The following is a 22,034-nucleotide window of genomic DNA, read 5'->3' as shown; positions in this document are numbered from 1 at the left end:
GATATTTTTTGCCACCGAGGTGGCTGATATCGTCTTGTGAGTGCCCACACAGATTGTCTGATAAATTGTTAAAGAGCGTACGTTGCGAGACTTAACTCAGCAACGTGGGAGGCAGATAATACTCTTTCTCCCTGAAGAGTCAACCATTTTCTTTTACAAGATGCGGTGTTTTCACCGGGTTGATTCTTCCTGACTGGGCGACTTGGTTCTCGTTAGAGGAGTCGTTGTTCCCGGTCAGTGGAGGCGCATTATAGGGAGTTCTCTGAAGGCCGCAACCCTTAATTTGAAATAATTTACTGACCGTTCATTAATTCGACAAATCCGCCCGAAATGGGTAAATAACGACCTATTTCAGCGAAAAACACGCCAGTTTAAAGCCAAAGGCTGGAGTAAACTCTCCTTTATAATAAGAGAAAAACATTCAGGAATACCTTACATGCAACTTAATGCCCACCAACAAGCGGCTCAGCGTAACCTTTCTTATCTGCTGGCAGAGAAAATTGCACAACGCGTTTTGTCTGGCGAGTATCCGGAAGGCGCAATACTGCCTGGCGAGAATGAGTTAGGGGAGATTTTTGGCGTCAGCCGCACGGCCGTACGTGAAGCAGTGAAAACGCTGGCAGCTAAAGGAATGCTTTTACCCCGTCCGCGGATTGGTACCCGGGTGATGCCACAATCGAGCTGGAATTTTCTCGATCAGGAATTACTGACCTGGTGGATGACACGTGAGAACTTTGATCAAGTGATGGCACATTTCATTGTTTTGCGCAGAGCCCTTGAACCTCAGGCTTGCGCTCTGGCAGCTCTCACCGCCAGTCAGGAACAAAAGCATCAGCTCTCTCTATATATGTATGAAATGCGCCAGTTGCATAACAGCTTTGATCGGGAACGCTGGATAATGGTTGATACACAGTTTCATCAGCTTATCTATGAGGCGGGGAAGAATCCTTTCCTGACGTCTTTCTCTAATTTGTTCAGTTCGGTGTATCAGAGCTATTTCCGGGCGATTACCGGTAATGAAGTGATTAAGCTGGAACATCACCAGCGGCTGACGGATGCCATTCTGGCTGGTGACGCCAATGCCGCTCTTCTGGAATGCCAGAGTTTGTTACTTGCCGATGAATGATCCGACGGACTGACGCACGACCAGTTCTGGTGTGAGCACTAAAACCTGTGGCTCGGAATCCGGGTCCTGCAACCGATGTAATAAAGCATCAACGGCCAGTTCACCCAGAGAGTCTTTGGGCTGATGAATAGTGGTCAGCGGCGGCATCATATATTGCGCCAGCTGGATATCATCGTAGCCCATTACGGCGACATCATCAGGTACACGTAATCCGCGCTGATAGAGCGCCTGATATACACCCACAGCCATAGCGTCGTTACCGGCAAAAACAGCATGCGGAGGTTCCGGCAGTGCCAGCAATTCCTGCATCGCAGCTAGTCCGCCTTCGAATTCAAAATCACCACTCACTTCATAACCGGGCAAAACATTCAGACCGGCTTTATTCATGGCCTGACGATAGCCGCTCAGACGCTCCTGTGCGGTAGTTTTATCTAACGGGCCGGTAATACAGGCAATACGCTGATAGCCCTGACGGATTAAATACTCCGTCGCCATTTCGCCGCCCAGCAGCGCGTTGTCCTGAATGATATCGATGGCGCCATCGAAGGGTGACCAGTCCATCATCACAATCGGCAATGACGGATAACGGCTGATAGCCTCCTTCGAAGGCCGGTGGTTTTCCGTACACATAATAAGCAGCCCGTCGACCCGCTTTTGCAGCAATGTTTCCAGACTACGGTTCATACGTTCCGCATCATTATCGGTATTACACAAAATCAGACTGTAACCACGCTCATAGCAACTGCGTTCGACGCCACGCACCACTTCTGAATAGAAGGGGTTACTGCTGGCGGTCAGCAACATGCCGAGAGTACGTGTCTGGTTCAGTTTAAGACTGCGGGCTAACGCGGAAGGTGCGTAGTTGAGTTGTTCCACGGCGGCATTCACTTTGTCAGCGATGGATTCGCTAACAAAACGATTCTTGTTGATCACATGGGAGACGGTCGAGGTTGAAACGCCCGCGAGGCGGGCGACATCTTTCATGGTGGCCAATCAGGCCTCCTGTTGTGCAAGAAAATCGTCGATTTCTTTACGCCACGGAACGGAAGGCTGAGCACCAGGACGCGTGACGGCAATCGCCGCAGCGGCGTGAGCAAAACGCACCGCACTGTCCATTGGTTTGCCTTCCAGCAACGCCGTTACCAGCGCCCCGTTAAAAGTATCGCCCGCCGCAATGGTATCGACGGCTTTCACGCGAAAACCTGGGACTAATTTGCCCTCACCGTTCTGGCTTAACCAAACACCTTTACTGCCTAAAGTAATGATGACAGTCGCGATACCTTTATCATGCAGCGCTTTCGCAGCACGTTCGGCATCTTCATTACTGTCGACTTTAATTCCTGTCAGCTTTTCGGCTTCGGTTTCGTTCGGGGTGATCATATCCACCCGCGCCAGCAATTCATCAGGTAATTCGCAGGCCGGAGCCGGATTGAGAATCACCTGCGTGCCGTTGTCTTTGGCAATCTTCGCCGCCTCAATCACCGTCTCGAGCGGTGATTCCAGCTGCATCAATAAAGCCGCAGCGCCAATGACCTGCTGTTTATAGCGATCGAGGTATTCCGGCGTGACGGCTTTATTGGCCCCTGCATCGATACCAATAACGTTCTCACCTTCCGCATTAACGAAAATCAGCGCTACGCCGGTGGTTGTGTCTTTGATGGCTTCAATGGGTTGAGTATCAATATGGTCACTGGCCAGCTGTCTGCGAACACGCTCGCCAATATCGTCATCTCCCACACAGGCAATAAACGAAATATCAGCGCCACTACGACCGGCAGCAACCGCCTGATTCGCCCCTTTACCGCCGAAGGCAACGGTGTACTGCTTACCGATAACCGTTTCGCCCGGCTGCGGGAAGTGGTTGATATTCAGAATGTGGTCAGCGTTGATGCTGCCGAGCACCACCAGTTTGCCTGTCTTCATGTGGAAATCCCTGAGTTAAATAGCGCCCCCGTAAGGAGGCGCAGTGACAGCGTAGATAAAGAGGGTATTACGGCTGAGCAACCAGTTTCAAATCAACAGGGATAACAGCCGGCACTTTCTCGCCTTTCAGCACTTTGTCAGCGGTCTGCACCCCAATCACGCCGATTTGTTCAGGACGTTGTGCCACGGTCGCGCCCATTTTACCGCTGTTAACCGCTTTAATACCGTCTTCGGTGCCGTCAAAACCGACAACCAGAACATCTGTTTTACCGGCAGTCTGCAGGGCGCGCAATGCACCCAGCGCCATTTCATCGTTCTGAGCGAAAACAGCCTGTACATCCTGATGCGCGGTCAGCAGGTTCTGCATGACGTTCAGGCCTTTAGTACGGTCAAAATCAGCTGGCTGGCTGGCGAGGATCTGGAAATGATGCTTTTCAGCTGCCTGAGCGAAACCTTTACCGCGCTCACGGGCAACAGACGTACCGGCAATGCCTTCCAGCTCAATGACTTTGGCGTTTTCGCCCAGTTTCTTGGCGATGTAATCGCCGGCCATTTTACCGCCGAAGGCGTTATCTGAAGCCACGTGACTGGCAACGACACCTTTGGTTGCCTGACGGTCAAGGGTGATCACCGGGATTTTCGCCTGGTTGGCCATCGCCACCGCGTTGCCTACTGCGTCAGAATCTGTCGGGTTAATCAGCATCAATTTGGTGCCGCGAACGGTCAGGTCCTGCACGTTAGCCAGTTCTTTCGCCGGGTTATTTTGAGAATCAAGAACCACCAGGTTATAGCCCAGTTTGTCCGCTTCTTTTTGCGCGCCGTCTTTCATGGAAACGAAGAACGGGTTATTCAGCGTGGAAACGACCAGCGCAATGGTGTCTTTCGCCAGAACGTTTGCACTGAAAGAAGCGGTGATCGCTGCGGCGGAAACCCAGACAGCCAGTTTTTTCATATTCATGGTCATAAGTCCTGTAGGAGAGGTTATTTGTTGCTTTTGTTATCCACCAGAACCGCCAGCAGGATGACAACTGCTTTTACGATCATCTGGTAGTAGGAAGAAACACCCAATAAGTTCAAACCGTTATTCAGGAAGCCAAGGATCAATGCCCCGATTAGCGTTCCTACAATGCGTCCTTTACCCCCGGACAGGCTGGTTCCCCCTAATACCACTGCGGCAATCGCATCCAGCTCATAACCTGTACCTGCGTTAGGCTGCGCAGAAGACAAGCGCGCCACTTCGATGATACTGGCCAGTGCCGCTAACAAACCGCACAGGGAGTAGACAATAATTTTGACTTTATCGACGCTGATACCTGACAGACGCGTCGCAGATTCATTACCGCCCAGCGCGTAGATATAACGTCCTAAGCGGGTGTGATGTAGCATGTACCACGCCGCAATAAACACCACCGCCATCAGCCAGACCGGCGTAGGAATACCCAGCGGGCGACCGATACCAAACCAGCCAAAGACATCAGCGACATCATTAAAACCGGTGCTGATCGGGCTGCCGTTGGTGTACACCATGGTGATACCGCGCAGCAGCAACATCATGACCAGGGTGGCGATGAACGCCTGAACTTTACCTTTGGCGACTATCATTCCAGTCACCGCGCCGACGGCGGCACCGAGCGCCAGCGCGCCTGCAACCGCAACTAATGCATTCACTTCCAGCCCGACAATAGAGGCTGCTACCGCGCCGGTCAGCGCCAGCAGGGAGCCGACGGATAAATCAATGCCCGACGTCAGAATTACCAGCGTCATGCCCACGGCCATAATGGCGTTGACCGACGTCTGCTGAAGGATGTTAAACAGGTTGTTGACCGTAAAGAAATTCGGGCTCATTGAAGAAACCACGGCAATCAACACCAGCAGCGCAATCAGAGACTTTTGCTCCAGCAACCACTCTCTACTGATCCAGCGCTTCTTGGCTGGCAATGTCTGAGAACTCATATCTGATTACTCCTGCGTCACGCCGTATTGCTTGCCGACAGCGGCTGCCATCAACACTTCTTGCGTTGCCTGTTCTATCGGGAATTCACCGCTTAAATGACCTTCATGCATCACCAAAACCCGGTCACTCATGCCGATCACTTCCGGCATTTCTGAGGAAACCAAAATGATGCTCAGCCCTTCGCGCTTGAACTGGTTTATAAGCTGGTAAATCTCTTTTTTGGCACCGACGTCAACGCCACGCGTCGGTTCGTCGAGGATCAGGACTTTTGGCCGCGTCATTAATCCGCGGGCAATCGCCACTTTTTGCTGATTACCACCGGAAAGCAGGCCAATGGTCTGCATCATCGACGGCGTTTTAATATTGAAGAGGCGGATAAAATCGCCGACTGCCTGTTGTTCTTCCGCATGCTTCAGGCGTCCGCCGCCGTGGCTGAAATAACGCAGCGCGGTCAGCGACATGTTCTCTTTCACGGACATGCCGAGTACTAAACCATCGCGCTTACGGTCTTCAGAGATATAAACGATGCCGTTTGCCAGTCCGTCCTGAGGCGAGCGCGTCACGACTTCGCGGCCATCAAGCGCCACGTAGCCACTTTTACGCGGTAATGCGCCGTAGAGAATTTTCATCAGTTCGGTACGTCCAGCGCCCATCAAACCGGAAATCCCCAGAATTTCGCCGCTGTGCAAATCAAAGCTGACGTTATCCACCCCAGGCCCGCTGACATCGCGCACTTGCAGACGCAACGCACCACGCTGATGGTTGATACGCGGATATTGTTCTTCGAGGCGACGGCCGACCATCATTTCAATCAGCGTGTCTTCTTCCAGCGAACTGACCGGACGCTCAGCGATAAACTGCCCGTCACGGAATACCGTCACGTCATCACAGATTTCAAAGATTTCTTTCATGCGGTGGGAGATATATACCACGCCACAACCGGCAGCTTTCAGCTCGCGGATCACGCTAAATAAAGAAGCGGTTTCAGTGTCGGTCAGGGCATCCGTCGGTTCATCCATGATGATGACTTTGGACTCAAAGCTCAGCACCTTGGCAATTTCGACCATCTGCTGGTCGCCAATCGATAACTCGCCGACCAGACGATCACTTTTGTAACGCAGATTCAGGCGTGCCAGCAGTTTATCGGCTTCGGCATACATCTTTTTCCAGTTGATGCGGCCAAAACCGTTCACAAACTCACGGCCCAGGAAGATGTTTTCAGCGATGGTCAGCTGGGGGATCAGGTTCAGTTCCTGATGGATGATACCAATACCGGCTTCCTGAGAAGCCTTAGGGCCATTGAATGCCGCTTCCTTACCAAGAAAATGGACTGAACCGGCATCTTTTTGATAGATGCCGGTCAGCACTTTCATCATGGTGGACTTACCCGCGCCGTTTTCTCCCACCAGCGCCATCACACGTCCCGGATAGACGCTGAGCGCCGCGCCGGAAAGTGCTTTTACGCCGGGAAAGGCTTTATCAATGCCTGTCAGTTGCAGCAAAGGTTGCATAAAGGCCTCAGAAGGTTACGCCGGCACACAGAATAACGTTCGCGTATGGCGAACATTCCCCGCTGCGGATCACAGCCCGACTTTTTTCGCTTTGCGCTTTGAATGCCTCATGACTGACGTAATCCAAAGCAATGGTGTTTCCCTGGTGTTGTTCGAGTTGTGTCAATTGGGCGAGTAACGCTTCATGGAGTTGAGGATTTTTGGTGAGGATTTCCTCGGCGAGGATAGCCCGCTCAACCTGCATCTCATGTGTCACTACCTCTAAGACTTGTAAAAAGGTGGGGACTCCCTGGGTCAGAGCCAGATCGATGCGTTGGCAAGCTGCTGGCACCGGAAGCCCGGCATCGCCAATAACCAGCTGATCGGTGTGACCTAACCGGGCAATAACATTTGAGATTTCGGCATTTAACAGCGGTGACTTCTTCATTGTGAACTCCTACAGCGAAACGTTTCGCTCACTGATGAGTTTATAAAGTTCACCGGACATGGCAACGGGGTTGTGATGGAATTGTGATCAACGTCGAAACGTTTCGCTGAATGATTCGCAAACAACCTGAAAATTTGAGTTTGGCTATTTACTGAGGGGAGGATGAAATAACAAAGGACACCCGGAGGTGCCCTTTGGCTGGCAGAAATAAGCGTTAAATTTCTACCTGCGTACCGAGTTCTATCACGCGGTTCGGCGGAATTTCGAACTGATCCGGTGCGCGCAAGGCATTACGGCTGAGCGCCATAAAGAGTTTGCCACGGAAGTAAAGATACCACGGTCGCTTGGTCAGGATCAGGGATTCATGCGACATAAAGAACGACGTTTCCATCATCCGGCATGGCAATCCTTCCAGACCGCAGCGGTGGAAGACTTCTTCCACATTCGGTGTCTCTTTAAATCCGTAACTCGCCACCACCCGCCAGAACGTCGGCGAAAGCTGTTCGATGGTAACGCGGCGGACGTTATGCACATAAGGTGCATCTTCGGTGCGTAACGTCAGCAAGACCACGCGCTCATGCAGTACTTTGTTGTGCTTGAGGTTATGCAGCAATGCAAAGGGAATGACGTTGATAGCACGCGACATATATACCGCAGTACCCGGAACCCGAACTGGCGGCGATTTCTCCAGGGACGCGATCATCGCTTCAAGAGAATTGCCGTGCTCGTTCATGCGACGCATAAGGCGGAAGCGCTCGCTTTTCCAGGTTGTCATGACGATAAACATGCACAGACCCAGCGTCAGCGGCAACCAGCCACCGGAGAACAGTTTCGTGGCGTTCGCCGCGAAAAGCGGGATATCTATAAACAGCAGACCGATCAGCAAAAGTCCGACCAGGAACGGTTTCCAGTGCCAATTTTTAAGTGCCACCGTGCAGGAAAGAATGCTGGTCAGCACCATCGTGCCGGTTACAGCAATACCGTAGGCCGCAGCCAGATTGCTGGAATGTTCAAAGCTTGCGATAACGATAACCACCGCAAAATACAGCAGCCAGTTAATGGCCGGGATGTAAATCTGACCCGCTTCCATTTCTGAGGTGTGAATAATGCGCATTGGCGGCAGATAGCCCAGACGCACAGCCTGACGGGTCAGGGAGAACACGCCGGAGATAACAGCCTGAGACGCGATAATGGTCGCCAGCGTTGCCAGCACCAGTAAAGGAATTAATGCCCAATCCGGCGCCAGCAGGAAGAACGGGTTTTTAATCGACTCAGGGTTTTTCAGCAGCAACGCGCCCTGGCCAAAATAGTTCAGCACCAGAGAAGGTAGCACAACGGTGAACCATGCGAGCCGGATAGGGAATTTCCCGAAGTGGCCCATATCCGCATACAGCGCTTCCACGCCGGTAATCGACAGAACGACCGCACCGAGTGCCAGGAAGGAAAACGACTTATGCTCGATGAAGAAGTTGACCGCCCACATCGGGTTCATGGCGCGGAGTACTTCAGGGTTCTGCATGATGCTGTTCACGCCAAGCACAGCCAGCGTCAGGAACCACAGCAACATCACTGGCGCAAATAATTTGCCCACGATGCCGGTGCCATGCTTCTGAATAATGAAAAGCAGCGTCAGGACAGTAATAGAAAGAGGGACGATATAAGGATCAAGCGAAGGTGCTGCGATCTCCAGACCTTCCATCGCGGAAAGAACAGAAATAGCCGGGGTGATCACCACTTCACCATAGAAGAAGCTTCCCCCGATCAGGCCGAGAATGACCAGAACGGCGGTGGTTCGTGCAGAGGTGTTTCTACCCGCCAGAGACATCAGCGTCAGAATACCGCCCTCACCTGCGTTGTCCGCCCGCATCACGTAAGTGAGGTACTTGAGCGAAACAATGAGGATTAACATCCAGAAAATCAGAGAAAGAAAACCAAAAACGACGCTGGGTTCAACGTTGAAACCATAATGACCGGAAAAACACTCTCTTAAGGTATAGAGAGGACTGGTACCAATATCGCCATAGACCACACCAATGGCGGCCAGGGTTACTGCGGGGAGTGACCGTTTATGTTCAGTGCTCATATTTCGTTTCTTTTCTTTTTTGCTCGAACATCTGTAAGCGATGCGTGCGCTCAGTCTTATGATGCCCACTAAAAGGCGCACAGTATGCACGAATAAATCAGATTGCCTACCCTTAAATGTGAGGTCAAACCGGCGTTCAGATGAACGGGGTCACATTTTTGATAATAGAAAATTTCTAGTAATCAACAAGCTATAACGATAAAAATAATCGTCGCTTCTCATAAGAACCCAGTACACTATTCAACAACTAAATGGAAACCGGAAGAGACAGTATGGCGCAATCTCCCCTTCTGGCAGAACGGATCGCCCGTCTTGCTAATGCACTTGAACATGGCCTGTACGAGCGGCAGGATGCCATACGACTTTGCCTGCTGGCCGCCCTGTGCGGTGAAAGCGTTTTCCTGCTTGGCCCGCCGGGTATTGCAAAGAGCCTGATTGCCCGCCGCCTGAAATTTGCCTTCCGCCACGCCCGCGCCTTCGAATATCTTATGACGCGCTTTTCCACACCGGAAGAAGTCTTTGGTCCGCTCTCAATTCAGGCCCTGAAAGATGAAGGCCGCTATCTGCGTCTGACCGAAGGCTATCTGCCGGAAGCTGAAATTGTCTTCCTTGATGAAATCTGGAAAGCCGGGCCCGCCATCCTGAATACGCTCCTGACGGCCATTAACGAACGCCGTTTCCGTAATGGCGAACGCGAAGACCCTATACCGATGCGTTTGCTGGTCAGTGCATCCAACGAATTACCCGAAGCAGATGGCGGTCTGGAAGCGTTGTATGACCGTATGCTGATCCGTCTGTGGCTGGATAAAGTGCAGGATAAGCAAAATTTCCGCTCACTGCTTACCAGCCGTAATAATGAAAGCAGCAATCCGGTGGCAGAGTCCCTCAGTATCAGCGATGAAGAATATCAACAATGGCAGCCGGAAATCGACAAAGTTAATCTTTCTGACAGCTGCTTTGAACTGATCTTCCAGTTGCGCCAGCGTCTTGATGCCCTCGATACTGCACCTTATGTCTCCGACCGTCGCTGGAAAAAAGCTTTGCGTCTGTTACAGGCCAGCGCATTCTTCAGCGGCAGAAATGCGATCACACCCGTGGATCTGATCCTGCTGAAAGATTGTTTATGGCATGACCTGAATACCTATAACCTGCTGCAAACACAGATTGAACAGCTGATTACTGAGCAGGCTTACCAGCAGCAAACCTTGCTGATGAAAATCCAGCAACTAAATCAGCAATGGATGCAGCATCAGCAGCAACAGAGTTCCCGTCAGTCCGTCAAGCTCGGCAAGAAAGCCGGAATATTCAGTCGCAAACCGCAATATTCTTTGCCGGATACAATGACCACCTCCAGCCTGACATTATTACTGCAAGCACCTTTGCATCTGCATGACATTAAAGTCACGCATCTGTTGTTCGAACGTACTGTTCTGGAAGAGTGGCTTAATAAAGGTGGCGTCCTGAAAGCCAAAATGAATGGCATTGGCTTTGCTCAGAGCATTGATTTAGAAATCGACGATAAACAGCAATTGCTGGTGCTGGACGTCAGTCGCCAGAGCACGCCGCTGACACTGCCGGGCAATGAGCACATCGCCGTTCCTGATGAGATGAAAAATACGCTCAGCGATCTCACTGCGAAACTGGCTCAGCAAAGGCATGAATTCGGCCAGCAGCAAAACTGTCTGTTTGTACCGGCAGCTTGGATGGCAAAAATAGAAGCCAGTCTGTTGCAAGTCTCCGAACAGTTACGCCTTCAGCAACAGACATTCAGTGGTCACTGATCATGTTCAGCCTGGAATCTCTGGATCTGCTGCTGGCCATCAGCGAAGCCGAACTGATTGAGGAATCCATCATCGGTCTGCTGGCAGCACCCGCAATGGCGGTTTTCTTCAAGAAATTCCCCCGTCTCAAACGGGCACTGACCAAAGATCTTCCCGAATGGAAGATGCGCCTTCGTCAGAGGATCCACGAAACTCCTGTGCCGGAAGAACTGGCGAAAGAGTTCTATCTTTACCAGCATGCTCAGCAGACGGATGCGGTGACATTCCAGACTGAACTGACTTCACTTCTGGCCGAACTCGGGCGGCTAAATTCTCCCTTTCTCACTGAAGCCCGCACGTTGCAGGAAAATCACGAAGCCTCCCGCACAGCCAAAACAGGTAGCAGCTTTCAGACCTTGTTCCTGCAACGCTGGCGCCTGAATCTGACCTTCCAGACGGTGAACGTTCATCAGCAGTTACTGGAGCAGGAACAGGAGCAACTGCAGGAGGAATTGCTGCAACGCCTGGAGCTCAGCAGCGAGCTCTCTCCTTTATTAGCAGAGAACGATACGGCGGCTGGCCGTTTGTGGGATATGAGTAAAGGAAAGCGCATGCGGGGCGATATTCAGTCGCTGGCGCGTTTCGGGGCATTTCTCCAGCAGCAACCTGAACTGATGCACCTGGCCGAACAGCTGGGACGCAGCCAGACTGTCAAAACCAGCCCGCATGAAGATGCGAAAATGGAAACGCACCGGCTGATGGTGCGTGAGCCGGCAACGGTACCGGAAGAAGTGAACGGCATTCATCAGAGCGATGATATTTTGCGCCTGATGCCAACGGAGCTGGTGACGCTGGGGCTTCCCGAACTGGAATACGAATTTTACCGACGACTGCTGGAAAAGCGTCTGATGACCTATCGCCTGCAAGGCGATGTCTGGCGCGAGAAAGTCGTCAAACGCCCGGTGGTGTATCAGCAACAGGAACCGCAACCGCGCGGGCCTTTTGTGGTCTGCGTCGACACTTCGGGTTCTATGGGCGGCTTTAATGAACAATGTGCGAAAGCGTTCTGCCTGGCATTACTGAAAATTGCGCTGGCGGATAACCGCCGCTGTTACATCATGCTGTTTGCCAGCGAAGTGATCCATTATGAACTGACGTCCAACAGCGGCCTGGATCAGGCATTGCGTTTTCTGGGCCAGCATTTTCGCGGCGGAACCGATCTGGCAGCCTGCCTGAATGCCACACTGGATAAACTGACTTCGCCACAATGGCATGATGCCGATGCCGTCGTCATTTCCGATTTTATCGCTCAGCGTCTGCCTGATGAGGTGCAAAGAAAAGTCAGAGCGTTGCAAAAAGAAAGGCAGCATCGCTTTCATGCTCTGGCAATGTCACATTACGGCAAGCCAGGAATTCTGCGCATCTTCGATCATATCTGGCGCTTTGATACCGGTGTTAAAAGCCGCGTCCAACGTCGCTGGCAGAGAAATTAAGCCTACAGAGAAAATAAAACCATGACTGAAATCTATCAGCTCGATGAGCTGGATCGCGGGATCCTCAACGCGTTGATGGAAAACGCCCGTACCCCTTATGCAGAACTGGCAAAAGTGTTCACGGTCAGCCCGGGGACCATCCACGTCCGCGTGGAGAAAATGAAGCAGGCGGGCATCATTACCGGTGCGCATATCACCATTAATCCCAAGCAGCTGGGCTATGACGTGTGCTGCTTTATCGGCATCATTTTAAAAAGCGCCAAGGATTATCCTTCGGCTTTGAAAAAGCTCGAAAGTATAGAAGAAGTAGTCGAAGCCTATTACACCACCGGACATTACAGCATTTTCATTAAGATCATGTGCCGCTCGATTGATTCCCTTCAGCATGTACTTATCAACAAGATCCAGACAATTGATGAGATCCAGTCAACAGAGACCCTGATCTCCCTGCAAAACCCCATCACACGTACCATCCAGCCCTGAGCACTGATTTCTATACCCCTATTATCCACAGGTAGATCCCAGCTCATTCACAGCGTACAATAGCCTCCTTTTCCCGGGTGAGAGCATTATGTCTGACATTACCCTGATCAGTGGCAGTACGCTTGGCAGTGCCGAATATGTAGCTGAACACGTGGCTGAGAAACTGGAAGAAGCCGGTTTTACAACCCAGACGTTCCATGGTCCGGAACTGTATGAAGTTCCGCAGGAAGGGATCTGGCTACTCGTGTGCTCGACACACGGTGCTGGCGAGTTGCCTGATAACCTGCAGCCTTTTATGGAGCAGCTGGAAGATGGTCAGCCGGATCTGTCAAAAGTACGCTTTGGCGCATTAGGTCTGGGCAGCAGTGAATATGACACCTTCTGTGGCGCGATCAGTTCTCTGGATCAAAAACTGACGTCATTAGGGGCAAAACGGATCGGTGATCGTCTTGAGATCGACGTGACTCAACACGAAATTCCTGAGGATCCGGCCGAGGTTTGGGTGATCAACTGGATTAATTTGATCAAATAAGTGTAAATTTCAGGCGATCAGATGTGGATAACTATGCTTAAAAGCAGGGTAAAACCCGTAGTTATCCCTCTAACAACTCCTGTACGCTTTTCATGCTGTGCATAACTCTCAATTCTGATCCCAGCTTATACTGTTCAGGATCACCGATCATTCACAGCATTCGATCCTTCTTAGCATACTGATCTTCATAAACAAAAAAGACTTATGCACAGAGGATCGCGATCTTAATAGAAGTATTAATAAGAGATCTTTAAATAAAAAAGATCTTCTTTTAATTAGTGAAGATCCCCGGGGACTTGTGGAAGCTTAAAACTTGAGTAGAATCCCTCCTCCCAACGCCATACAAAGAAAGTTCGCTTGAACGCCGAGGTGCAGTCGCATGTTTTATCCGGATCAATTTGACGTCATCATCATAGGTGGTGGTCATGCAGGTACTGAAGCCGCCATGGCTTCTGCCCGTATGGGACGTCAGACCTTATTATTAACCCACAATATCGACACGCTGGGACAGATGTCGTGTAACCCGGCAATTGGCGGGATCGGGAAAGGACATCTGGTAAAAGAAGTGGACGCACTGGGCGGACTGATGGCTACGGCTATCGATCATGCGGGCATTCAGTTTAGGATACTAAACGCGAGTAAAGGCCCAGCAGTCAGGGCAACACGAGCCCAGGCTGACCGCGTGTTGTATCGTCAGGCAGTACGTACTGCATTGGAAAACCAGCCAAACCTGACTCTCTTCCAGCAACCTGTTGAAGACCTGATCGTCGAAAACGATCGTGTCGTGGGAGCTGTGACCAAAATGGGTCTGAAATTCCGCGCTAAATCCGTGGTTCTGACCGTCGGTACCTTCCTCGATGGGAAGATCCACATTGGTCTTGAGAATTACAGTGGTGGCCGTGCAGGGGATCCTCCTGCGATCTCCTTGTCTCAGCGCCTGCGTGAATTGCCTTTACGCGTTAACCGTCTTAAAACCGGTACACCTCCGCGTATCGATGCCCGCACCATTGATTTCAGCGTGCTGGCACAACAACACGGAGATAATCCGGCTCCGGTATTCTCGTTCATGGGCAACGTGTCGCAACATCCGCGCCAGATCCCGTGCTACATGACGTATACCAACGAAAAAACCCATGACGTGATCAGAAATAATCTGGATCGCAGCCCGATGTACGCCGGGATCATCGAAGGGATCGGCCCGCGTTATTGCCCATCGATCGAAGATAAAGTCATGCGTTTTGCCGATCGCAATTCTCATCAGATCTTCCTTGAACCGGAAGGCCTGACCAGCAATGAAGTTTATCCAAACGGAATTTCCACCAGCCTGCCATTCGATGTGCAGATGCAGATCGTCCGATCTATGCAGGGGATGGAAAATGCCGTCATCGTTCGCCCAGGTTATGCGATTGAATACGATTTCTTCGATCCGCGTGATTTGAAACCAACGCTGGAAAGCAAATTTATTGCCGGCCTGTTCTTTGCAGGACAGATCAACGGCACTACCGGTTACGAAGAAGCTGCTGCGCAGGGCTTACTGGCCGGTATGAACGCTGCCCGCTGTGCCACTGAGCAGGAAGGCTGGGCACCGCGCCGTGACCAGGCGTATCTCGGTGTACTTGTCGATGACCTGTGTACCTTGGGCACTAAAGAACCGTACCGCATGTTTACTTCCCGTGCCGAGTACCGCCTGATGCTGCGCGAAGACAATGCTGATTTGCGCCTGACAGAAAAAGGCCGCGAGCTAGGTCTGGTTGATGATGCACGCTGGGCGCGCTTCAACGAAAAACTGGAAATGATCGAACAGGAACGTCAGCGCCTGCGTGGTATCTGGGTGAACCCGCACCATGCACAGGTTGAAGAAATTAACGCGCATCTGTCTGCTCCGCTTTCTAAAGAAGCCAGTGCGGAAGAGTTACTGCGTCGTCCTGAAATGACCTATGAGCTGATCACCCGTCTTTCCCCATTCGCACCTTCTGTTCCGGATGTGCAGGCGGCTGAACAGGTAGAAATTCAGATCAAATATGAAGGCTATATTGCCCGCCAGCAGGAAGAGATCGAAAAACAACAGCGTAACGAAAACACCGTGCTGCCAGTTGATCTTGATTACCGTCAGGTGAATGGTCTTTCAAATGAAGTGATCGCCAAGCTTAACGATCACAAGCCGACCTCCATTGGTCAGGCATCGCGGATCTCGGGTATTACACCGGCTGCTATCTCGATCTTACTGATTTGGCTTAAAAAACAAGGCTTACTGCGCCGCAGCGCATAAATCACATCTCTTATGGCCGCCCTTTGAAACCAAGTGGCGGTCAGTTCTTACTTTTCCCATCTTTCTGAGTGTTTTATCATTTCTTCACCGGGCTGTTCCCGGAATATCGACTCTGTCTGAGGATTCACTGTGCAAAAGAAACTGGACTCGCTGCTTGCTGCGGCAGGAATAGCGTTACCCGATCAGCAAAAACAGCAACTGATTGGCTATGTTGAACTGCTGCATAAGTGGAACAAAGCCTACAACCTGACGTCTGTTCGTGACCCGATGCAGATGCTGGTACGTCATATCATGGACAGTATCGTCGTGAATGAACACCTGCAAGGCAGCCGTTTCATTGATGTCGGTACAGGCCCTGGTTTGCCAGGCGTTCCTCTCGCCATTGTCCGCCCGGACTCCCACTTCACTCTGCTGGACAGCCTGGGCAAGCGTGTACGCTTCCTGCGTCAGGTCCAACATGAGCTGGGACTGAAAAACATCGAGCCGGTACAAAGCCGTGTGGAAGAGTTTATGCCAGAGCCGCCGTTTGATGGGGTGATCAGCCGTGCTTTTGCGTCTCTGCAGGACATGCTTTCCTGGTGTCATCACCTGCCGCAAAAAGGGCAGGGGCGGTTTTACGCTCTGAAAGGGGTCAGTCCTGATGAAGAGCTGGCTGCATTACCAGAAGGTATTACTGTGGAATCGGTCATAAAACTGCAGGTACCAGAACTTGACGGCGAACGTCATCTCGTCATTCTTCGCTCAAACTAAAGTTGCGTTTTATCAAATAATATTTAAAAAATGCCTGTGTTAACACAGTTAAAATGAGCAGACTAATTATATAGGGGTGATGAAGTCTTGATCACCGCTTGTTTACAGACTGATAGCATTTCAGAGATGTTTTTATTTTAATCAGGACTGTAATAGTCACTTTTGAAACTGAACAGTCCTCAGTCCTCTGATATTCAATTTGTAATGAAAATGTTGTTATTTGTTGGGTTGTTGTATCAATAAATCGTGGTTATTTTTAAATAAGATTGTTTTACAAGCAGGGTTTTATTAACAAATTGATTTATAAAGGTTTTAAAAGGCCTGATTAGCTAAAGACATTCAAACGGTGCAGGGTATATAAAGTGGTCTGAGTTAATTATGTGATCCAGAGCACGCTTCTTTGTCGGGTGATGAAATAACCGTATCAAACCAAAAAGGGCAAATTCGGCTATAGTTTGGTTGTCAAAATAGTCGTGAAGCGGAAAATTTAAATTATTGTTCACCTTTTCGCTACTTATCCATTGAATTCGTCCCTGTGCACCGTATAATTTGCTCGGTTTTTGCTGCTTGACTCAAAACAGTAAAGGCAGTGATATACGGCATTCAGTCTACCTCCAGCTAGGTACTTGATACGGAGAGAACAAACGTCATGTCTGTATCCGGTATTTTACACAGTACAAATAGTGTGAAGGTTGCCAGAAAGCTGTTGATACTGCAGTTATTGACCTTTGTTCTGCTCAGTGCAGTATTTGGTTTTAAAAGCCTGGAATGGACCACATCGGCTCTTATGGGTGGTTTGGCCGCCTGGGTGCCAAATGTACTGTTTATGCTGTTTGCATGGCGCCACCAGGCGCAAACAACGGTCTCTGGACGGGTTGCCTGGTCCTTTGCTATCGGAGAAGCGCTGAAGGTGCTGGTTACCGTGATCTTAATGGTTATCGCACTTGGCCTGTTTAAGGCGGCATTTACTCCGTTGGGGTTGGCCTATTTATCGGTGTTGATGACACAGATTTTGGCACCGGCCGTCATTAACAGTTACCGAACTTAACTAATAAAGGGTAAGAGGCATCATGTCTGCATCAGGAGAAATCTCTACTCCACAAGAGTATATCGGTCACCATCTGACTCAGCTTCAGATCGGGACGGGATTCTGGTCGATTAACATCGATTCGATGTTTTTCTCCGTGTTCCTCGGAGTACTCTTTCTGGTTATTTTCCATCGCGTAGCCAAAAACGCCACCAGCGGTGTACCGGGTAAACTGCAAACCGCAGTTGAACTGGTCGTTGGTTTCGTCGACAGCAGTGTGCGTGACATGTATCACGGCAAAAGCAAAGTGATTGCACCTCTCGCGCTGACCGTCTTCGTCTGGGTGTTTATGATGAACCTGATGGATTTGCTGCCAATCGATTTGCTGCCATTCATCGGCGAGCACATCCTTGGTCTGCCAGCGTTGCGTGTGGTTCCTACGGCTGACGTGAACATCACGTTGTCCATGGCACTTGGCGTATTCATTCTGATTCTTTTCTATAGCATTAAGATGAAAGGCTTTGGCGGTTTCATTAAAGAACTGACAATGCAGCCATTCAATCATCCGGTTTTCATTCCGGTTAACCTGATTCTTGAAGGTGTCAGCCTGCTGTCTAAACCAGTTTCACTGGGTCTGCGACTGTTTGGCAATATGTATGCGGGTGAGTTGATCTTCATCCTTATTGCTGGCCTGTTGCCGTGGTGGTCACAGTGGATCCTGAATGTGCCTTGGGCCATTTTCCACATCCTGATCATTACGCTACAAGCCTTTATTTTCATGGTTCTGACGATTGTCTATCTCTCGATGGCATCTGAAAAACACTGATTTTCTTTCAACACTACTGCGTTTTAACTGAAACAAACTGGAGACTGTCATGGAAAACCTGAGTATGGATCTGCTGTACATGGCTGCCGCTGTGATGATGGGCCTGGCGGCAATCGGTGCTGCGATCGGTATCGGCATCTTGGGTGGTAAATTCTTGGAAGGTGCTGCACGTCAGCCTGACCTGATCCCTCTGTTGCGTACACAGTTCTTTATCGTTATGGGTCTGGTCGATGCAATCCCAATGATTGCGGTTGGTCTGGGTCTGTACGTGATGTTTGCTGTCGCCTAACACTGAGTTCGCTCAGCGTTAATCGAACTACATCAAATAATTCACTTTGAAAGAGGCATTGTGCTGTGAATCTTAACGCAACAATCCTCGGCCAGGCTATCGCGTTCGTCCTGTTTGTCTGGTTCTGCATGAAGTACGTATGGCCGCCAATTATGGCTGCCATCGAAAAACGTCAGAAAGAAATTTCTGAAGGTTTGTCTTCCGCAGAACGTGCAAAAAAAGAGCTGGACTTAGCGCAAGCCGATGCGACCGACCAACTGAAGAAAGCCAAAGCTGAAGCTCAGGTAATCATCGATCAGGCGAATAAGCGTAAAGCTCAAATCGTCGACGAAGCAAAAGCTGAAGCCGAGCAGGAACGTAACAAGATCGTGACGCAAGCCAAGGCAGAGATCGACGCCGAACGCCAACGCGCCCGTGAAGAGTTGCGTAAGCAAGTCGGAATTTTGGCCATTGCTGGCGCCGAGAAGATCATCGAACGTTCCGTGGATGAAGCTGCTAACAGCGACATCGTTGATAAACTGGTCGCTGAACTGTAAGGAGGGAGGGGCTGATGTCTGAATTTGTAACTGTAGCTCGCCCCTACGCCAAAGCAGCTTTTGACTTTGCCGTTGAGCACCAAAGCTTAGACCGCTGGCAGTCCATGTTAGCGTTCACGGCTGAAGTCACGCGCAATGAACAAATTGAAGAACTGCTTTCCGGTGCTAGCGCGCCTGAAACTTTGTCTAAAACGTTTATTGCCGTATGTGGTGACGAACTCGACGACGCAGGCCAAAACCTGATTAAGGTAATGGCTGAAAATGGACGTTTACGCGTTCTTCCGCAAGTGCTGGAGCAGTTCATCGAACTGCGCGCCTCTCTGGAGGCTGTTGCTGAAGTTGAAGTGACCTCAGCAAATCCGCTTTCGGAAGAACAGCAGGCAAAAATTGCTGCTGCGATGGAAAAACGTCTGTCTCGCAAAGTTAAGCTGAATTGCAAAATTGACAAGTCTGTTCTTGCCGGTGTCATAATCCGTGCAGGTGATATGGTGATTGATGGCAGCGTTCGCAGTCGTCTGGAACGCCTGGCAGACGTCTTGCAGTCTTAAGGGGACTGGAGCATGCAACTGAATTCCACCGAAATCAGCGAACTGATCAAGCAGCGCATTGCTCAGTTCAATGTGGTGAGCGAAGCTCACAATGAAGGTACTATCGTTTCCGTCAGTGACGGGATCATCCGCGTGCACGGCTTAGCCGATGTCATGCAAGGCGAAATGATTGCGTTGCCGGGTAACCGCTACGCTATCGCCCTGAACCTGGAGCGAGACTCTGTAGGTGCCGTTGTAATGGGCCCTTACGCTGACCTCGCCGAAGGCATGAAAGTAAAATGTACTGGTCGTATCCTGGAAGTTCCAGTTGGCCGTGGCCTGTTAGGTCGCGTTGTTAACACCCTGGGTGCACCAATTGACGGTAAAGGTCCGGTAGAGCACGACGGCTTCTCAGCTGTCGAAGCGATCGCACCTGGCGTTATCGAACGTCAGTCCGTAGATGAACCTGTGCAGACAGGTTATAAGTCCGTTGATGCCATGATCCCAATCGGTCGTGGTCAGCGTGAACTGGTCATCGGCGACCGTCAAACCGGTAAAACAGCTCTGGCGATCGATGCGATCATCAACCAGCGCGATTCCGGCATCAAATGTATCTATGTGGCTATCGGCCAGAAAGCGTCCACCATTTCTAACGTGGTTCGTAAACTGGAAGAGCACGGCGCACTGGCAAACACCATCGTTGTTGTTGCAACTGCATCAGAATCTGCTGCACTGCAATACCTGGCACCGTACTCCGGTTGCGCAATGGGTGAATACTTCCGTGACCGCGGCGAAGACGCATTGATCGTTTATGATGACCTGTCTAAACAGGCTGTTGCTTACCGTCAGATTTCCCTGCTGCTTCGTCGTCCACCAGGTCGTGAAGCTTACCCAGGCGACGTTTTCTATCTCCACTCCCGTCTGCTGGAACGTGCTGCGCGTGTTAACGCCGAGTATGTTGAAGCATTCACTAAGGGTGAAGTGAAAGGCAAAACCGGTTCCCTGACTGCGCTTCCAATTATCGAAACGCAAGCGGGTGACGTTTCCGCGTTCGTTCCGACTAACGTAATCTCGATTACTGATGGTCAGATCTTCCTGGAATCCAACCTGTTCAACGCCGGTATTCGTCCTGCGGTTAACCCGGGTATTTCGGTATCCCGTGTTGGTGGTGCTGCTCAGACTAAGATCATGAAGAAACTGTCCGGTGGTATTCGTACCGCTCTGGCACAGTATCGTGAGCTGGCTGCGTTCTCGCAGTTCGCATCAGATCTGGACGAAGCAACGCGTAAACAGCTGAACCATGGTCAGAAAGTGACCGAGCTGCTGAAACAGAAACAATACGCTCCGATGTCAATCGTTGCGCAGTCTCTGATCATCTTCGCAGCAGAACGTGGTTATCTGGAAGACGTTGAATTGTCTAAAGTCGGTAGCTTCGAAGCGGCACTGTTGGCTTACGCCGACCGTGAGCACGGCGAGCTTCTGCAGCAAATCAACCAAACTGGTGCGTATAACGATGAGATTGAGGGTAAATTCAAAAATATCCTCGATACCTTCAAAGCAACCCAGTCCTGGTAACACTAGACGGTCCTGCTGGTATTAAAACCCGGCAGGCCGTTTGGTCTTGAGGAGAAGCAGAGATGGCCGGCGGAAAAGAGATACGTAGTAAGATCAGCAGCGTGCAAAACACGCAAAAGATCACTAAAGCGATGGAAATGGTCGCCGCCTCCAAAATGCGTAAAACGCAGGATCGCATGGCGGCCAGCCGTCCTTATGCAGAAACCATTCGTGAAGTGATTGGTCACCTCGCGCTAGGGAATCTGGAATACAAGCACCCGTACCTGGATGAGCGTGAAATTAAGCGCGTCGGGTATCTGGTGGTGTCTACCGACCGTGGTCTTTGTGGTGGTCTGAACATTAACCTGTTCAAAAAGCTGCTGTCAGAGATGAAAGGCTGGTCCGAAAAAGGTGTTGAAGTTGATCTCGCACTGATCGGTTCCAAAGCAGCCTCTTTCTTCGGCTCCGTGGGTGGCAACGTTGTTGCTCAGGTGACTGGCATGGGGGATAACCCTTCTCTGTCAGAACTGATCGGACCGGTGAAAGTGATGTTGCAGGCTTTCGACGAAGGTCGCTTAGACAAGTTATGCGTTGTCAGCAATAAATTTATCAATACCATGTCTCAGGAACCCCGCATCGTTCAGCTGTTGCCACTGCCACCGGCAGAAGACGGCGAACTGGCGAAGAAATCCTGGGATTACCTGTATGAGCCGGACCCTAAAGCCTTGCTGGACACCCTCCTGCGTCGCTACGTGGAATCCCAGGTTTATCAGGGCGTCGTAGAAAACCTGGCCAGCGAACAGGCCGCGCGAATGGTAGCGATGAAAGCCGCAACCGATAACGGCGGCAGCCTGATCAAAGAGCTGCAGTTGGTATACAACAAAGCTCGTCAGGCCAGCATCACTCAGGAACTCACCGAGATCGTCGGGGGAGCCTCCGCGGTTTAAGCTAGGTTTACGAATTA

The 22,034-nt window shown here is 50.8% G+C and carries 21 protein-coding genes; 14 read left to right on the top strand and 7 right to left on the bottom strand.

Going from position 1 to position 22,034, the window contains the following annotated elements:
- Positions 1-436: 436 nt before the first annotated feature.
- Positions 437-1,126, top strand: a complete 690-nt coding sequence (locus D5398_RS12545; RefSeq protein WP_120507934.1) for a FadR/GntR family transcriptional regulator — start codon at positions 437-439, stop codon at positions 1,124-1,126.
- On the opposite strand, the gene rbsR is transcribed toward D5398_RS12545, so the two are convergent.
- The 7 genes from rbsR to kup form a co-directional block, all read right to left on the bottom strand.
- The gene (rbsR, locus tag D5398_RS12540; protein WP_120507933.1) at positions 1,109-2,119 is read right to left on the bottom strand and encodes a ribose operon transcriptional repressor RbsR; all 1,011 of its coding nucleotides are present in this window, start codon (positions 2,117-2,119) and stop codon (positions 1,109-1,111) included. The genes D5398_RS12545 and rbsR overlap by 18 nt on opposite strands.
- Positions 2,120-3,049: a ribokinase gene (gene rbsK / locus D5398_RS12535; RefSeq protein WP_120507932.1), complete on the bottom strand. Its 930-nt coding sequence runs from the start codon at positions 3,047-3,049 to the stop codon at positions 2,120-2,122. It abuts the gene before it with no gap.
- Between the two features lie 67 nt (positions 3,050-3,116).
- Positions 3,117-4,007 carry a ribose ABC transporter substrate-binding protein RbsB gene (rbsB, locus tag D5398_RS12530; protein ID WP_112290844.1) on the bottom strand — a complete coding sequence of 297 codons (891 nt, stop codon included), beginning with the start codon at positions 4,005-4,007 and terminating at the stop codon, positions 3,117-3,119.
- Between the two features lie 23 nt (positions 4,008-4,030).
- Complete coding sequence (gene rbsC, locus D5398_RS12525; protein ID WP_120507931.1) at positions 4,031-5,002, bottom strand: ribose ABC transporter permease; 972 nt, start codon at positions 5,000-5,002, stop codon at positions 4,031-4,033.
- 6 nt (positions 5,003-5,008) lie between these two features.
- On the bottom strand, positions 5,009-6,514 hold the full coding sequence (rbsA, locus tag D5398_RS12520; RefSeq protein ID WP_120507930.1) for a ribose ABC transporter ATP-binding protein RbsA: 1,506 nt from the start codon (positions 6,512-6,514) through the stop codon (positions 5,009-5,011).
- A 7-nt stretch (positions 6,515-6,521) separates the two neighbouring features.
- Entirely contained in the window at positions 6,522-6,941 is a 420-nt protein-coding gene (gene rbsD, locus D5398_RS12515; RefSeq protein ID WP_101077844.1) for a D-ribose pyranase, read from the bottom strand.
- A 214-nt stretch (positions 6,942-7,155) separates the two neighbouring features.
- Positions 7,156-9,024, bottom strand: coding sequence for a low affinity potassium transporter Kup (gene kup / locus D5398_RS12510; RefSeq protein ID WP_120133809.1), 1,869 nt, complete (start codon positions 9,022-9,024; stop codon positions 7,156-7,158).
- A gap of 272 nt (positions 9,025-9,296) precedes the next feature.
- On the opposite strand from kup, the gene ravA reads away from it, so the two are divergent.
- From ravA to atpG, 13 genes are all read left to right on the top strand, one after another.
- Entirely contained in the window at positions 9,297-10,805 is a 1,509-nt protein-coding gene (gene ravA, locus D5398_RS12505; RefSeq protein WP_120507929.1) for an ATPase RavA, read from the top strand.
- 2 nt (positions 10,806-10,807) lie between these two features.
- Positions 10,808-12,277: an ATPase RavA stimulator ViaA gene (viaA, locus tag D5398_RS12500; protein ID WP_120507928.1), complete on the top strand. Its 1,470-nt coding sequence runs from the start codon at positions 10,808-10,810 to the stop codon at positions 12,275-12,277.
- Positions 12,278-12,298: 21 nt separating this feature from the next.
- Positions 12,299-12,760, top strand: a complete 462-nt coding sequence (gene asnC, locus D5398_RS12495; protein ID WP_120507927.1) for a transcriptional regulator AsnC — start codon at positions 12,299-12,301, stop codon at positions 12,758-12,760.
- Positions 12,761-12,848: 88 nt separating this feature from the next.
- Positions 12,849-13,292, top strand: coding sequence for an FMN-binding protein MioC (gene mioC / locus D5398_RS12490; RefSeq protein WP_120507926.1), 444 nt, complete (start codon positions 12,849-12,851; stop codon positions 13,290-13,292).
- Positions 13,293-13,671: 379 nt separating this feature from the next.
- Positions 13,672-15,561: a tRNA uridine-5-carboxymethylaminomethyl(34) synthesis enzyme MnmG gene (mnmG, locus tag D5398_RS12480; RefSeq protein WP_120507925.1), complete on the top strand. Its 1,890-nt coding sequence runs from the start codon at positions 13,672-13,674 to the stop codon at positions 15,559-15,561.
- A 129-nt stretch (positions 15,562-15,690) separates the two neighbouring features.
- Positions 15,691-16,311 carry a 16S rRNA (guanine(527)-N(7))-methyltransferase RsmG gene (rsmG, locus tag D5398_RS12475; RefSeq protein WP_120507924.1) on the top strand — a complete coding sequence of 207 codons (621 nt, stop codon included), beginning with the start codon at positions 15,691-15,693 and terminating at the stop codon, positions 16,309-16,311.
- Between the two features lie 649 nt (positions 16,312-16,960).
- Positions 16,961-17,359: a F0F1 ATP synthase subunit I gene (gene atpI / locus D5398_RS12470; RefSeq protein ID WP_120507923.1), complete on the top strand. Its 399-nt coding sequence runs from the start codon at positions 16,961-16,963 to the stop codon at positions 17,357-17,359.
- 22 nt (positions 17,360-17,381) lie between these two features.
- Positions 17,382-18,164, top strand: a complete 783-nt coding sequence (gene atpB / locus D5398_RS12465; protein WP_120507922.1) for a F0F1 ATP synthase subunit A — start codon at positions 17,382-17,384, stop codon at positions 18,162-18,164.
- Between the two features lie 49 nt (positions 18,165-18,213).
- Positions 18,214-18,453, top strand: a complete 240-nt coding sequence (gene atpE / locus D5398_RS12460; RefSeq protein WP_004093904.1) for a F0F1 ATP synthase subunit C — start codon at positions 18,214-18,216, stop codon at positions 18,451-18,453.
- A 65-nt stretch (positions 18,454-18,518) separates the two neighbouring features.
- The gene (gene atpF, locus D5398_RS12455) at positions 18,519-18,989 is read left to right on the top strand and encodes a F0F1 ATP synthase subunit B (protein WP_095924051.1); all 471 of its coding nucleotides are present in this window, start codon (positions 18,519-18,521) and stop codon (positions 18,987-18,989) included.
- A gap of 14 nt (positions 18,990-19,003) precedes the next feature.
- Positions 19,004-19,537: a F0F1 ATP synthase subunit delta gene (gene atpH / locus D5398_RS12450; RefSeq protein WP_120507921.1), complete on the top strand. Its 534-nt coding sequence runs from the start codon at positions 19,004-19,006 to the stop codon at positions 19,535-19,537.
- A gap of 12 nt (positions 19,538-19,549) precedes the next feature.
- Positions 19,550-21,091, top strand: a complete 1,542-nt coding sequence (gene atpA / locus D5398_RS12445; protein ID WP_013577682.1) for a F0F1 ATP synthase subunit alpha — start codon at positions 19,550-19,552, stop codon at positions 21,089-21,091.
- A 62-nt stretch (positions 21,092-21,153) separates the two neighbouring features.
- Positions 21,154-22,017, top strand: a complete 864-nt coding sequence (gene atpG / locus D5398_RS12440; protein WP_112290861.1) for a F0F1 ATP synthase subunit gamma — start codon at positions 21,154-21,156, stop codon at positions 22,015-22,017.
- Positions 22,018-22,034: the final 17 nt, after the last annotated feature.

The sequence above is a fragment of the Rahnella bruchi genome (assembly GCF_003614975.1).
In the GTDB taxonomy this organism is placed as follows: Bacteria; Pseudomonadota; Gammaproteobacteria; order Enterobacterales; family Enterobacteriaceae; genus Rahnella; species Rahnella bruchi.
The sequence above is the reverse complement of the archived record's forward strand: the minus strand, read 5'-3'. Positions and strand labels throughout refer to the sequence as shown.